15 protein-coding genes and 1 tRNA gene are annotated in these 14,869 nt (G+C 28.9%); 9 read left to right on the top strand and 7 right to left on the bottom strand.

Translation table 11 applies throughout. The annotated features are described in order from the left end of the window. The first annotated feature begins 483 nt into the window (after positions 1-483). The gene (porQ, locus tag SHK09_RS06145; RefSeq protein WP_319809896.1) at positions 484-1,518 is read left to right on the top strand and encodes a type IX secretion system protein PorQ; all 1,035 of its coding nucleotides are present in this window, start codon (positions 484-486) and stop codon (positions 1,516-1,518) included. Beyond that, positions 1,519-2,208 carry a (d)CMP kinase gene (gene cmk, locus SHK09_RS06140; protein WP_319809895.1) on the top strand — a complete coding sequence of 230 codons (690 nt, stop codon included), beginning with the start codon at positions 1,519-1,521 and terminating at the stop codon, positions 2,206-2,208. Between the two features lie 124 nt (positions 2,209-2,332). Here cmk and SHK09_RS06135 read toward each other — a convergent pair whose 3' ends face one another. Then, the gene (locus SHK09_RS06135; protein WP_319809894.1) at positions 2,333-2,962 is read right to left on the bottom strand and encodes a 7-carboxy-7-deazaguanine synthase QueE; all 630 of its coding nucleotides are present in this window, start codon (positions 2,960-2,962) and stop codon (positions 2,333-2,335) included. Between the two features lie 243 nt (positions 2,963-3,205). On the opposite strand from SHK09_RS06135, the gene rpsA reads away from it, so the two are divergent. The 4 genes from rpsA (at position 3,206) to SHK09_RS06115 (ending at position 9,053) form a co-directional block, all read left to right on the top strand. After that, positions 3,206-5,026 (top strand): 30S ribosomal protein S1, encoded by a 1,821-nt coding sequence (gene rpsA / locus SHK09_RS06130; RefSeq protein ID WP_319809893.1) that lies wholly within the window; start codon positions 3,206-3,208, stop codon positions 5,024-5,026. Positions 5,027-5,322: 296 nt separating this feature from the next. After that, positions 5,323-6,711 (top strand): phosphoglucosamine mutase, encoded by a 1,389-nt coding sequence (gene glmM / locus SHK09_RS06125; protein ID WP_319809892.1) that lies wholly within the window; start codon positions 5,323-5,325, stop codon positions 6,709-6,711. Between the two features lie 15 nt (positions 6,712-6,726). Beyond that, a complete protein-coding gene (locus SHK09_RS06120) occupies positions 6,727-7,575 on the top strand; it encodes a hypothetical protein (protein WP_413774272.1) in 849 nt (282 codons plus the stop codon). A gap of 11 nt (positions 7,576-7,586) precedes the next feature. Beyond that, a complete protein-coding gene (locus SHK09_RS06115) occupies positions 7,587-9,053 on the top strand; it encodes an aminotransferase class V-fold PLP-dependent enzyme (RefSeq protein ID WP_319809891.1) in 1,467 nt (488 codons plus the stop codon). On the opposite strand, the gene SHK09_RS06110 is transcribed toward SHK09_RS06115, so the two are convergent. Continuing rightward, entirely contained in the window at positions 9,054-9,944 is an 891-nt protein-coding gene (locus tag SHK09_RS06110; RefSeq protein ID WP_319809890.1) for a lysophospholipid acyltransferase family protein, read from the bottom strand. It abuts the gene before it with no gap. Positions 9,945-10,028: 84 nt separating this feature from the next. On the opposite strand from SHK09_RS06110, the gene SHK09_RS06105 reads away from it, so the two are divergent. Both SHK09_RS06105 and SHK09_RS06100 read left to right on the top strand, forming a co-directional pair. Further along, positions 10,029-10,685 (top strand): rhomboid family intramembrane serine protease, encoded by a 657-nt coding sequence (locus SHK09_RS06105; protein ID WP_319809889.1) that lies wholly within the window; start codon positions 10,029-10,031, stop codon positions 10,683-10,685. Positions 10,686-10,695: 10 nt separating this feature from the next. Further along, the gene (locus tag SHK09_RS06100) at positions 10,696-11,400 is read left to right on the top strand and encodes a hypothetical protein (protein WP_319809888.1); all 705 of its coding nucleotides are present in this window, start codon (positions 10,696-10,698) and stop codon (positions 11,398-11,400) included. 114 nt (positions 11,401-11,514) lie between these two features. Here the strand turns inward: SHK09_RS06100 and SHK09_RS06095 are convergent. Then, positions 11,515-11,587, bottom strand: a tRNA-Gly gene (locus tag SHK09_RS06095). A 212-nt stretch (positions 11,588-11,799) separates the two neighbouring features. Here SHK09_RS06095 and SHK09_RS06090 point away from each other — a divergent pair. Continuing rightward, positions 11,800-12,675, top strand: a complete 876-nt coding sequence (locus tag SHK09_RS06090) for an MBL fold metallo-hydrolase (protein WP_319809887.1) — start codon at positions 11,800-11,802, stop codon at positions 12,673-12,675. Positions 12,676-12,714: 39 nt separating this feature from the next. On the opposite strand, the gene SHK09_RS06085 is transcribed toward SHK09_RS06090, so the two are convergent. The 4 genes from SHK09_RS06085 to SHK09_RS06070 form a co-directional block, all read right to left on the bottom strand. Continuing rightward, entirely contained in the window at positions 12,715-12,903 is a 189-nt protein-coding gene (locus SHK09_RS06085; RefSeq protein WP_319809886.1) for a DUF5777 family beta-barrel protein, read from the bottom strand. 62 nt (positions 12,904-12,965) lie between these two features. After that, positions 12,966-13,523: an alpha/beta hydrolase gene (locus tag SHK09_RS06080; RefSeq protein WP_319809885.1), complete on the bottom strand. Its 558-nt coding sequence runs from the start codon at positions 13,521-13,523 to the stop codon at positions 12,966-12,968. Between the two features lie 61 nt (positions 13,524-13,584). After that, positions 13,585-14,136 (bottom strand): acyl-CoA thioesterase, encoded by a 552-nt coding sequence (locus SHK09_RS06075; RefSeq protein WP_319809884.1) that lies wholly within the window; start codon positions 14,134-14,136, stop codon positions 13,585-13,587. Next, positions 14,129-14,512 carry a 6-phosphogluconate dehydrogenase gene (locus SHK09_RS06070; protein ID WP_319809883.1) on the bottom strand — a complete coding sequence of 128 codons (384 nt, stop codon included), beginning with the start codon at positions 14,510-14,512 and terminating at the stop codon, positions 14,129-14,131. The genes SHK09_RS06075 and SHK09_RS06070 overlap by 8 nt, the downstream gene beginning before the upstream one ends. Positions 14,513-14,869: the final 357 nt, after the last annotated feature.

Here is a 14,869-nt window from a genome sequence, read left to right as displayed (position 1 = left end):
TTTTTTTTTATGAAAAAAAAATAAGAGTTATACAATACTATAAATACTAGAAGTGCTTGATTAGTAATCAACGAATCAACGAATCAACAATGTTAAACACTGGTTAAACGATTTATACTGGGCAAACAATATAAATGTCTAATCGAATCGAAGTTGATTGAAATAAAGATTTAAATATTTTTATTACAGAATTTAGATAATGTACTAAGCTAAGCTAAGGGAAGAATAGAAGTAAAAGATTCATTTCAATTCACAAAAAAAACATGTCTTAAAAATAAATTATATTATAGTTTTATTAAAAATCCAATTAGAAGTTATTTTTGATTATTATATAATTTATAATATTCTAAATTGAATACTATTTATTTGATTTAATTTTTATTAGGATGAGTGATTTATTTGTTATAAAAATAAGTTTTATTTTATATATTTTTTACTTAATATTTGCGTTATTGTTTTTATACTTTGTTTCTTTGTAATTATATGAAATTGTTACTTACTTTTTTATTATGTACGATTATTTTACCTTTATCTGTAAATGCGCAGGTTGGAGGTGAAAAGATATTTCAGTTTTTAAATGTTTCTACCTCTGCGAGACAAATAGCTCTAGGAGGAGAGGTCTTAACTTTGTTAGACGACGTTAATCAGCCAATCTGGAATCCAGCGACAATTAGTAACGAGTTAGATAGACAATTATCTGTTAATTATTCTAGTTATCTAGCTGGAATTAATATTGGCTCTATATCTTATGCTACTGAAATTTCAAGAAGATTTGGAACTCTTCATTCTAATATAAAGTATTTAGATTATGGTACTATTATAGGAGCTGATGAAGAAGGAAATGAAACCGGAAATTTTAGTGCAAATGATATTGCAATTTCTTTGGGATATGGTTACAATTTTCCGAATACTAATTTTCATTTTGGAGTTAATTTAAAATTTATTAATTCAAATATTAGTAGTTTTTCATCTACAGGAATTGCTACAGATTTGGCTTTATTATATCATAGTCCGTTTAAACCTTTTTCGATTACTCTAGTGGCTAGAAATTTAGGGACTCAGATTTCTTCTTTTAATGGTACTGTAGAAAAATTACCTTTAGAGATTGCCTTAGGTGGTTCTTATAAATTAGAACATGTCCCTTTAAAATTATATGGAACATTGGATAATTTACAACAATGGGATATTTCTGTAGCTAACCCATCTGACCAAACTACAGATTTAGAAGGTAATGTAACTGAAGAAGAAGTTGGTTTTATAGGAAACACCTTTAGACATTTTGTTATAGGAGCAGAATTGTTTCCAGAAAGTTTAATAAATGTAAGATTGGGATATAATTTTAGGAGAGCTGCTGAATTACAACTTCAAAATGCTAGAAGTTTTAGTGGTCTTTCTTTTGGTTTTGGAATAAAAATGAATAGGTTTAAGTTTAATTATGCACATTCTAAATTTCATTCTGCTTCTAATGTAAGTACGTTTAGTTTAGAAATTGATTTAGATAATAGAATAAGATATTAAATGAATAAAAAAATTACGATTGCCATAGATGGTTTTTCTTCAACAGGGAAAAGTACAATTGCTAAATTATTGGCTAAGAAGTATAATTATATATACGTTGACACTGGTGCAATGTATAGAGCTGTAACTTTATATGCTAAACAAAATGATTTTGTAGGTAAAGAATTTCTTAATAAAACTGCATTAGTTTCTAGTTTAAAGAATATTTCTCTCTCTTTTCGTTTTAACACCGAATTAGGTTTTGCTGAAATGTTTTTGAATGGCATAAATGTTGAAAAGGAAATTAGAACTTTAGATATTTCTCAATTAGTAAGTAAAGTTTCTACTATTTCTGCTGTTAGAAAAAAGCTTGTTGCAGAGCAACAAATTATGGGCGAAGATAGCGGTATTGTTATGGATGGTAGAGATATTGGTACTGTTGTTTTTCCGAATGCAGAATTAAAATTATTTATGACAGCTTCTGCAGATAAAAGAGCAACTAGACGTTATAAGGAACTTATTGATAGAGGTGATAAAGTTGATTTTAAAGATATTCTATTTAATGTAGAAGAAAGAGATAGAATAGATTCTACAAGAGAAGACTCTCCTTTAATGAAGGCAGATGATGCAATTGAATTTGATAATTCTGATATGGGTATTAACGAACAGTTTGAAAGAATTTGTGCTTTAGTAGCTAGAAGAGTTTTATAATACCTACATTTTATTAATTAGTTAGCCCTGATTGAACGGTTTGTTTGAGCTCTTTTGAGGTACGAAAAAAGCGAGTAGTGAAAGCAGGAAACAGCTTCTAAAAAAAACACAAAATATCTGAATATTAAGGAATATTCAGATATTTATGCGTTTGTAAAGAAATTTTCCATTTTGGATTTTTCATTACATAATCTACAATAAGTTCGGTCATTTTCTCTTTTTTACTCCATTCTGGTTGTAAAAAAAGTTGACATTTTGCCGAAACTTTAGCAGCTTCACGCTCTGCAAAATCAAAATCTGATTTGTTTTGAATAATCATCTTTAGCTCATCTGCTTCTGGGTAACATTCTGCTAAAGGCATTTTTGTTTTCTTAGGCGAAAGACAAAACCAGTCCCATTTTCCAGAAAAAGAATACGCTCCAGAAGTTTCTATATGAGTTTTAATATTATTTTTTTGAAGGCTTTCTGTAATATAATCCATAGACCACATTAATGGTTCACCACCAGTTATAACAACTGTTTTGGCATGCATTTTAACATTTTTTACTATAGTGTCTGCTAAAGTTGGTGGGTGTAAATCTGCATCCCAACTTTCTTTAACGTCGCACCAATGGCAACCAACATCGCAACCACCAACTCTAATAAAATAAGCGGCTGTACCTGTGTGAGCACCTTCACCTTGTATTGTATAGAATTCTTCCATTAATGGAAGCATTATTCCTTTATTTACTAAATCTTTTGTATTTTTATCCATCTTCATTAAAATCTACCCAAACGGTTTTTAAAAATGCAAAGGTAGTTTTTTGTCTTTCAAGAATAAAAGGAATAATAAATTAATTCTAAAGGCTTAATAATCAAAACATTTTTGTAAATTTGCACTCCTTTTTACGATAACAGATTTAGAAAAGGAAAAGATAAAACAATTTATAAAAACAACTCTTTGCGTTTTTGTCGTTAAAAATCTGGTAAGCAATAAGATACAAATTATTATTCAGAAATGTCTGAAGAAACAAAAAACACTGAAGAGCAAGTAGCTGCTACTGAAGTACAAGAAACAGCGACTCCAGCTGTAGATCCAAAACAATTTTTAGCTGATTTTAACTGGCACAAATACGAACAAGGTATTGAAGCTGTTGATGAGCAAAAATTACAAGCATTCGAAAAAGCGTTAGAAGGAACTGTAGGTTTTGTAAATGAACGTGATGTTATTGAAGGAACTATCATCAGAATTACAGATAGAGATGCAATTATTGACATCAATTCTAAGTCTGAAGGAGTTATTTCTTTAAACGAATTTCGTTACAACCAAGGTTTAAAAGAAGGAGATACTGTAGAAGTATTAGTTGACAAAAGAGAAGATTCTTCTGGTCAGTTAGTATTATCTCACAAAAAAGCAAGAGTTATTAAAGCATGGGAACGTGTTAACAATGCTCATGAAACTGGTGAAGTAGTTAACGGTTTCGTTAAATGTAGAACTAGAGGTGGTATGATTGTAGATGTTTTCGGAATCGAAGCATTTTTACCAGGATCTCAAATTGACGTTAAGCCAATTAGAGATTACGATCAATACGTAGAGAAAACTATGGAATTCAAAGTTGTGAAAATCAACCATGAATTTAAAAACGTTGTTGTATCTCATAAAGCTCTTATTGAAGCTGATATTGAATTACAGAAAAAAGAAATCATTGGACAATTAGAAAAAGGACAAGTATTAGAAGGTATTGTTAAAAATATTACTTCTTATGGTGTCTTTGTTGATTTAGGTGGTGTTGATGGATTAGTACATATTACAGATTTATCTTGGTCTAGAATTAACCACCCGAATGAGGTTGTTGAATTAGATCAGAAATTAAATGTTGTAATTTTAGACTTTGATGATAACAAATCTAGAATCCAATTAGGTTTAAAACAATTATCTGCTCATCCTTGGGAAGCTTTGGACACAACTTTAAAAGTTGGAGATAAAGTTACTGGAGAAGTAGTTGTAATTGCAGATTACGGTGCATTTGTAGAAGTTGAACAAGGAGTAGAAGGGTTAATTCACGTTTCTGAAATGTCTTGGTCTACTCATTTACGTTCTGCACAAGATTTCGTAAAAGTTGGAGATAAAGTAGAAGCGCAAGTTTTAACTTTAGATAGAGAAGACAGAAAAATGTCTCTTGGTATCAAACAATTACACCCAGATCCTTGGACAGATATTACAACTAAATACCCTGTAGGTTCTACTCACACTGGTACTGTAAGAAATTACACTAACTTTGGTGTTTTTGTAGAATTAGAAGAAGGAATTGACGGTTTAGTATATATTTCTGATTTATCTTGGACTAAGAAAATCAAGCATCCATCAGATTTTGTAACTGTTGGAGACAAGTTAGAAGTTCAAGTATTAGAATTAGATGTAGAGAACAGAAAGTTAAACTTAGGTCATAAGCAAACACAAGATAACCCTTGGGATGCTCATGAAGCTACGTATGCAATCGGTTCTACACATGAAGGTACTGTAAAAGAAAAGAATGATAAAGGAGCAGTAGTTTCTTTCGCTGATGGCGTAGAAGGTTTTGCACCAACAAGATTCTTAGAAAAAGAAGACGGTTCTAAATTAGAAAAAGGAGATACAATTAAGTTTATTGTATTAGAATTTTCTAAAGAATACAGAAGAGTTGTTGTTTCTCATACTTCATTATTTAGAGAAGAAGAAAAGAGAAATATTAAAACAGCTGCTAAAAAATCTGCAGATGCAGAGAAAACTACACTTGGAGACATTGGTGGTTTAGCTGCTCTTAAAGAAAAAATGGAAGCTGGAAACAAAAAGAAGTAATTCTTTTACAACAAGCCGATATTTTATAATATCTAAAAGTCGATGCAATTTGCATCGGCTTTTTTTTGGTCTTAATTTAATGAAAATTAAATTTATTAGGACGTTTCCTAAAAAGGTCGGGCTTTACATTAAATCTTTTTTTCTTCGTTCCTCAAAAAAAAAGGATATCATTTCAATCCCTAACGCAATTTTTTGCAATAAAAAGCCTCCTTAAAATCTTCTACTTGTTAATTTGTTTTAGATAACCATTTAATAGAATTACCTTTGTATAGTGAATTAAAAAAGACAATAACAGAATGACATTAATAAAATCAATATCAGGAATTAGAGGTACAATTGGAGGTAAAACTGCCGATAATTTAACACCTATAGACGCTGTAAAATTTGCATCTGCTTATGGTGCATTTATAATAGCAAGAAATGCTGATAAGAAAAATATAAAAGTAGTAATTGGTAGAGACGCTCGTATTTCTGGAAAAATGATTTCTAGTTTAGTAGCAAATACATTAGTAGGTTTAGGAATAGATGTAATCGATTTAGGTTTATCTACTACACCAACAGTAGAAGTTGCTGTACCATTAGAAAATGCAGATGGTGGTATTATTTTAACAGCATCTCATAATCCTAAACAATGGAACGCTTTAAAATTATTAAACGAAAAAGGAGAATTCTTAAACGGAGCAGAAGGAGAGAAAATTCTTGATCTTGCAGAAAATGAAGATTTCGAATTTGCAGATGTAGATGATTTAGGGTCTTATACTAAAGACAACTCTTATCTAGAAAAACACATTCAAGAAGTTTTAAATCTTGAATTAGTAGATATAGAAGCTATTAAGAAAGCTAATTTTAAAGTTGTTGTAGATGGTGTAAATTCTACAGGAGGAATCTTTATTCCAGCTTTGTTAAAAGAATTGGGTGTTGATTGTGTAGAATTATACTGCACACCAAACGGACAGTTTCCTCATAACCCAGAACCTTTAGCAGAACACTTAACAGATATATCTAACTTAGTTGTAAAAGAAAAAGCAGATTTCGGAATTGTAGTTGACCCAGATGTAGATAGATTGGCTTTGGTTTCTGAAGACGGTTCTATGTTTGGTGAAGAATATACTTTAGTAGCTTGTGCAGATTATGTTTTAGGGAAATTAGGTGGCGGAAACACAGTTTCTAATTTATCATCTTCTAGAGCATTAAGAGATGTTACAGAAAAACATGGCGGAACTTATACTGCATCTGCAGTTGGTGAAGTAAATGTTGTAATTAAAATGAAAGAAACCAATACTGTAATTGGTGGAGAAGGAAATGGAGGAATCATTTATCCTGCTTCTCATTACGGTAGAGATTCTCTAGTTGGTGTTGCTTTATTTTTATCGCATTTAGCTAACAAAAAAATATCTTGTAAAGAATTAAGAGATTCTTACCCAAGTTATTTTATGAGTAAAAATAAGATTCAATTAACACCAGAAATAGATGTTGATAAGATTTTAGAAACAATGGCAGCTAAATATGCTAACGAGGATGTAAATGTTATTGATGGTGTAAAAATTGACTTTGCTGATGAATGGATTCATTTAAGAAAATCTAATACAGAGCCAATTATTAGAATTTATACCGAAGCTAAATCTCAGGATGCTGCAGATGAATTAGCTATTAGATTTATCAAAGAAATTAAAGAAATTATTTAAAAATAAAAAGAAGTTTTGAAAACAAATATTATAATTTTATTAGTGCTGTTTTTTAGTTTTTCAACTGTTGTTGCACAAGATAATGATGTAGTTCCTCAAAAGAAAAAAGTTATTAATAAAGGTAAATTTTTTGTGTATTGGGGTTGGAATTGGGCAAGTTATTCTAATTCAGATATTCGATTTAAAGGAAATGATTACGACTTTACGTTATCTAAAGTAAGAGCACAAGATAGACAGACAAAATTTTCTGTGAACGATTATTTTAATCCTGCTAATATTACAATTCCGCAAACAAATTACAGAATTGGTTATTTCTTCAAAGAAAATTATACAGTTTCTATTGGAGTAGATCATATGAAATATGTAATGATTGCAGATCAAAGTGTTACAATTAATGGAGAAATTAACATTGGTAACGCAAAATACGATGGTATTTATAATAATGATGCTATTGTATTAGCAGAAGATTTCTTAAAATTCGAACACACAGATGGTTTAAATTATTTGAATGTCGAAGTAAAACGTTTCGACAATATAGATCATTGGTTTGGTCTTAGTTTAGATAATTTACAAATTAATTTAACAGAAGGTTTTGGTGCAGGAATTTTGTACCCAAGAACAGATACTTCTTTATTAGGTAAAGAAAGACATGATAATTTTCATTTATCTGGTTGGGGTGTTTCTGCAGGAGCAGGTTTAAATATTGCATTTTTAAAACATTTTTATATTCAGGCAGATTATAAAATTGGGTATATTAACATGCCAGATATTAAAACTTCATTAAGTTCTGCTGATTCGGCATCGCAAAGTTTTTATTTTTTCCAAAATAATATTGTAATTGGAGGTAAGTTTAGAATTTTTTAAATAAAATAATAATGAGTTTAGAAAAGTATTTTAATCAGTTTAGAGAAAACATTGTAGGTATAAATCAAAAATTTGAATCTCCTTATGGAGAACAAGATTTAATTTACACAGACTGGACTGCGAGTGGAAGATTATATCATCCTATTGAAGAAAAAATGCTTCATAAATTTGGGCCTTTTGTGGCTAATACACATACAGAAACATCTACTTCTGGTGCTGCCATGACATTGGCGTACCATGAAGCAAGAAAAATAATTAAACGTCATGTTAATGCAAATGATAATGATGTTTTAATAACTTCTGGTTCTGGTATGACAGGTGTTGTTAATAAATTTCAAAGAATTTTAGGTTTAAAACTTTCAGAAAATTTAAAAAACTATACAGATATTCCAGAGGAGATAAGACCAATTGTTTTTGTTTCTCATATGGAACATCATTCTAACCAAACTTCTTGGTTAGAAACTATAGCAGATGTAGAAGTTGTGCCTTGTAATAATGAAGGTTTAGTTTGTTTAGAGAGTTTTGAAAAATGTATAAAAAAACACGAACACAGAAAAATTAAAATAGCTTCTATTACTTCTTGTTCTAATGTAACTGGTATAAAAACAGATTATCATAAAGTAGCTAAGTTAATTCATAGTTACAATGGTTTGTGTTTTGTAGATTTTGCATGTTGTGCACCTTATGTAGATATAGATATGCATCCAGCAGATGAAGATGAATATTTAGATGCAATCTTTTTCTCTCCTCACAAGTTTTTAGGAGGACCAGGAACTTCGGGTGTTTTAGTTTTTAATAAAAAATTATATAAGAATACGATACCAGATAATCCTGGAGGTGGAACAGTAAGTTATACAAACCCTTGGGGACAGCATGATTATTTTGATGATGTAGAAACTAGAGAAGATGGTGGTACACCTGCATTTTTACAGACAATTAGAATTGCACTTTCTATTCAGTTGAAAGAGCAAATGGGAACTAAAAATATTAAAAGTAGAGAAAATGAAATTAATAAAGTAATTTTTAAAACTTTAGAAAATTTAGAAGGAGTTAAAATATTAGCACCAGATCATAAAGAACGATTAAGTATTTTTTCTTTCTATTTTGAAAAATATCACTTTAATTTAGTTGTAAAATTATTAAATGATAGATTCGGAATTCAAACAAGAGGTGGTTGTTCTTGTGCAGGAACTTACGGACATTTTTTATTAAACGTAGATCAAGAAACTTCTAATAGAATTAAAGATGAAATTTTACACGGTTGCAACACTCAAAAACCAGGTTGGGTTCGTTTATCTGTACATCCAACAATAACAGATAAAGAAGTAGAGTTTGTGTGTAATTCTTTAAAAGAATTATCTATAAATATAGAAAATTGGTCTAAAGATTATGAATATCATCCTATTAAAAATGATTTTACTCATAAAACAGTTAAACCAATAGAGCACGATTTAGTTAAAGAATGGTTTAGTTTGTAATTATTTAAACTCTGCAGGTACTTTATCTCTATGTTTAAATCTTTTGTGAGACCATAAATAAAACTCTGGTTGTTCTAAAATATTTTTTTCTGTTAACTCTGTATATAAATCAGTTATTTGATAATTTTCAAAATCTTTTGGATTTTCTGTTATCAATTGAAACGTTGTTTTATAATAACCACGTTTTACTTTTTTAGTTACATAATTTATTACAACTAAATCGAATTTTTTGGCTAACATTTCTGCACCAGTATGTACCGGTACTTTTATGTTAAAAAACGCTCTCCAATAATAAGTTTTATGAGGTTGAGGAGATTGATCACTTAATAAAATATATGCACCTTGTTCTTTATTAGAAAAACGTTGTTGCATTCCTCTTACCATTTCAGAAGTTTTAAAGCCATTTATACCAAACTTCTGTCTAGATTCTCTAACTGCTTTTTCAAAGTATTTGTTATTTAGCTTTGTATAAGCACCGTAAATATCCATATCTAAAACTTTAGGTAAACTAGTAGACCATTCCCAATTTGCTTGGTGTGCACCTACTAAAGCAATGCTTTTACCTTCTTTTGCATATTTATTTACTAATTCAGGATTTTCATAAGTATATCTTTTTAAAATCTCTTTTTCAGAAATAGAAAATGCTTTTACACTTTCCATCATTAGATCCATTAAATGTTTAAAAAATTTTTTTCTAATTATAAGAAGTTCTTTTTCTGGTTTTTCTGGAAAAGCTAGTTTTAAATTATCTAAAACTACTTGTTTACGATAACCTACAACGTAATATATCAGAAAGTAAAAAAAATCTGATTTCATATATAAGATTCTCATAGGAAGCTTCGATAGAAGCCAAATAAAAGGATAGGTAATCGCAAAGACAATAAATTGCATAATTTGATTTTAGTTTTGCAAATATCGTATATAAATTTAAAACGAAAAGATATATTAGTAATCGGTTTTCATTATGTTTGTTATATGATAGAGAATATAAATAGAGCCGTTTTGTTAATTATTATAGCCAATGTTTTGGTTTCTATGAAAGGTTTTAACGATTATGCTTTTTTAGATAAGTATAAATTTCAAGTTGGTCGAATATTATCAGGAGAAAAAATAAGAACACTTACGTCTGGTTTTTTACATGTAGATTGGACGCATTTAGGGTTTAATATGTACGCTTTGTATTTATTTGGAAAAACGGTAACACATTTTTCTGGAACATCGAACTTTCTAATTATTTACTTTGTTAGTTTACTAGCAGGAAGTTTATATTCACTTAAATTTCATAAAGACGAACCATATTATAGTGCTGTAGGTGCCTCTGGTGCAGTTTCTGGTATTATTTATTCATCTATATTATTAGACCCAGACATGAGTTTGTATTTGTTCTTTATTCCAATACCTATTCCTGGTTATCTATTTGGTGTAGGGTATTTATTATATTCCATTTACGGAATGAAAAAACAATTAGGCAACGTTGGCCATTCTGCACATTTAGGTGGTGCAATTGGTGGTTTTGCAATTACTTTAATGCTTAATCCATCATTATTTACAACCAACAAATTTATGGTTCTTATATTGGCAGTGCCTATTGTACTTTTATTGTTGTTTGGAGATAAATTAAAATCTCTTTAATTTCTTATAGATGATTAGTAAACAAGAACAACTTATAAATCGTGGTTTTTTATCTGATAAAATTTGTTCTAAAGTTTATAACTTTTCGTTTGATAGAAAAATAATGTTGTTAAAAAGTGTAATTGCTTCAGAAAGAACGCTAGGAGCAAGATTGCTAAAAGAAAATAAAACAATTATAACTGTTAATTATCTTATTGAAGCTTTAAAAGTTGAAAAGAAACTGTATTCTAAAATAGAAATTTGTAATACATTAATATTACTAGACAAACTCTCTGTACTTCCTTTAATAAATTGTTTAGGAACTATAGGCAATAATCAGCATAGAAAAGTACCTGAAAATAACTTCTTAAAAGACAGTTATCCATTGCCAAGAGATATTGCTAGCCGAACGTTAATAAGAATAGGTTATAATTTAATGCCAGATTTACTAAAAGGTATTAAAACAGCAGATAAACGGGTTTTAAGTGAGTTAATTGATACCATTGGACATGTTAATTTTAAATTTAAAAAAGAAAGTGTTTTTGAAGCTTTAAAAACATGCTATAAAAATAACAATACAGACGATTTAATAAAATGGAAGCTTATTAGAGCTTGTAGTGGTATCGAAGAAAGTGAATGTTTTCTTATTAAATTGAAGGTAGAATTAAATAATAACAGACTTAAGGAAGAGATCGAAAGAAGTTTACAATTAATTTTAAAAAGAAAGAAGAAATAAGAATAAGGTGGTCTATTTAGTGTAAACTAAAGAAGAAGATTTCAGTTTATATTTGATGTTTTTATTAAGTTGAAAGCAAAAAAAAAGACTTCATAAAAATTATGAAGTCTTTTGAGCGAAAGACCAGGTTCGAACTGGCGACATTCAGCTTGGAAGGCTGACGCTCTACCAACTGAGCTACTTTCGCGTTGTATAGAGCTGCAAATATAGAATGTTTTTTAACATCTGCAATGTTTTTTTTAAGAAAAAAGAAACATTTTTTTAATAGCTTTCATAATGAAAGAGTTAGCTTAAAAATAATTTAATCTTTTTTATTTTTTTATCAAATTATGTAAGAAAATTAAACTTTTACCACTAAGATAATGTCTTATTTTACAATTTTAACCAAACAAAGAATACATGAAAAACCTAAAAACCACTTTTTTCTTTTTAATGATCTCTATTTCTTTCTATTCTCAAAGAAATGAAATTAAAATTATACCCACCAAATTAGCAGACAATCTTTATATGTTAAAAGGACAAGGTGGTAATATTGGTCTTTTTGTAGGTGAAGACGGTATTTTTATGATTGATGATCAGTTTGCACCTTTATCCCCTAAAATATTAGAGGCAATAAAAATAATTACACCAAAACCAATTAAATATTTAGTAAACTCTCATTGGCATGGAGATCACACTGGTGGAAATGAAAACTTTCAAAAAGAAGGAGCTTTAATTCTAGCACATGAAAATGTAAGAAAACGTATGAATATGCCTCAAACAATAAGAGGTAAAACTAAAAAGGCGTCTTCTAAAGAAGCGTTGCCTGTAATAACTTTTTCAGATAATATGATGCTTCATATTAATAATGAAGATGTTTTGGTTAGTCACGTTCATAATGCTCATACAGATGGTGATGCTATTATTTATTTTATGTCGAATAATATTATACATATGGGAGACACTTATTTTCAAGGCAAGTTTCCTTATATAGATTTAAATTCTGGTGGAAGTATTAATGGCGTAATTTCTGCAGCAGAAAAAGTAATTTTAATTTCAGACAATGAAACTATAATAATACCTGGTCATGGAAACGTATCTAATAAAACAGAATTAATTGCTTACAAAAATATGTTAATCGATTTAAGAGCTAAAATTAAGCAAGCTATTAAAGAAGGAAAAACATTAGAAAATGTAACCAATAACAAAAAAATAACAGAAGGTTATAGTTCTTTTAGTGGTTGGATAAATGAAGAAAAAATTAGAATAGCAATTTATAAAAGCCTTAAAAAATAATTTATTGTTCTAATTAAAAAGAGACTGAATTAGTTTTATCTAAAACTTACTAAAGTCTCTTGTTTTTAGTATGAAAATAAACGTTGTTTTAAAACTAAAATGGAAATTACCATATTTAGCACTAAAGCTATTAGTAGTTTGTCTTATAAAAGTATCTTCTACAAAGTTACGTGTATTTGTAACGTGAAGTTGTAGCAGTAGGACTAATAGTTCTATGTCTAACTCCAAAAAATTAATTTCTTAATATTTTAGAGATAAAGAAATGTATAAAACGTTGGGTAATTATATTATTAGAAGTTTATTTTTTTTATTAATTGTTCTAAAATAAGTTGTCCTTCTGTCCAATTTTCTAGGTTAGATTCTGAATTTATATGTCCTTTAGAACCAATATTAATAAAATCACTTTTCCAATTTTCTGCAAAATATTTAGCTCGATTTATATTAATATAAGGGTCGTTATTACTTGTTACTACAATTGAAGGAAAGGGAAGTTCTGTTGTTGGCATAGGAGCGAAACTTCGAACAACATCTGGCGTATGATCTGGTGAATCTACATCTGCAGGAGCCACTAATAAAGCACCTATTACATTCGAGTTATTGTGTAAGTTAGTCCAATGAAGAACTAAAGAAACAGAAAGACTATGAGCGACTATAATTATAGGGCAATCTAAACGTAATATTTCTTCATTTAACTTCTTTAGCCAAATGTTTAATTTTGGTGCATCCCAATTTTCTTGAATCACCTTTACAGAATTACTATAATTTAAAAGCCAAAACGATTGCCAATGTTTCTCTCCAGAACCACCTAGCCCTGGAATAATTAATATTTTTGTTTTTTTATCTTCCATTAAACGATGACGATGTCATTAAAAAAATCGTTGTTATATCTAAAAAAAATAAGAAATAAACTTACTCTTTCATTTCAATTTTAGAATTACTTTGTTCTAAAAGTTCTAAATAGTCTTCAATTTTAAAAACTTTACTACTAAAACGAGAAGTTCTGTTTTTTCCTTCACTTTGTCTAACAATAGATCTTGCATATCTTCTAATTTCGTCTTTACATGTTAGAATAATTCCAGGAACTGGTGTGCTTTTTCCGTCGTCGTCTTTAGCAACCATTGTAAAATAAGAAGAGTTACAATGTTTGGTTTCTCCGGTTCTAATGTTTTCTGAATCTACTCGTAAACCAACAACCATAGAAGTTCTACCTGTATAATTTACAGACGCTTTTAAAGTTAAAAGTTCACCAACTTCAATAGGATTTAGAAAGTCTACTTTATTTACAGATGCAGTTACGCAATAGTTACTAGAATGTTTAGAAGCACATGCAAATGCAATTTGATCCATTAAGTTTAAAATATGCCCTCCATGAATTTTACCACTAAAATTAGAATGTGCAGGCAACATTAACTCTGTAATTGTTAATTGCGATTCTTTAATACTTTTAAATTTTTTAATCATTTGTATAATTTTTACTTCTAAAATGTGGTGAATCTTCTTGTGTTACTTTTGTAACAAAGTATTTTGTATCTCCTAGCCAAAAGAATGTAGAATAGCGTTCTTTATAAGTTAGTTTTACATATCTACCTTGGTATTTTTGTAAATTTTTTATGACTTCTTCATCTTTCTCTTCTACTGAGAATGTGAAAATTTGAGCTCCGGAAATTCCTTGACTAATTTCACCTTCCCAAGTTTTTACTACAACACCCTTTCTACTAATTTTTATTAGTTCACCAGATCTAACACCTGTACTATAATTTATAAAATAAATAAAAAGGTAATATAAGGTGGTTAGTATAATTAAAGAACCAACTAAAACTCCAATAATTTTCTTCATTCTTCAAAAATACAAATCTAATTTTTAGTAAATACAGCTGTATTCTGAATTTGTTTTTGATTTTTAACCTTGTATTTTCCCTTTTGAGTCGTTTTTTGTTTTGTAAAGCACATATTATCAGTTAATTTATAGCTTTTTTTCGATGCTAGTATTTACTATTGATATTTAATAATTCGTAAATAATATTTGAAATTATTATGAATATTATATCTGTTATCAATCATTTTAACATCTAAGAAGTAATTTCAATTAACCAAATTGTTACATAAAGCTGCATTTTTAAAATTTTATTATTAGTAATTTCTTTGAAGTTATTAATATTAGTGTCTAATTCTGAAGGAAGAAATGTAGATACAA

Origin of the sequence: Polaribacter sp. PL03 (assembly GCF_033875165.1) — a bacterium.
In the GTDB taxonomy this organism is placed as follows: Bacteria; Bacteroidota; Bacteroidia; order Flavobacteriales; family Flavobacteriaceae; genus Polaribacter.
Note: the sequence above shows the minus strand (reverse complement) of the source record. Positions and strands in the feature narration are given on the sequence as shown.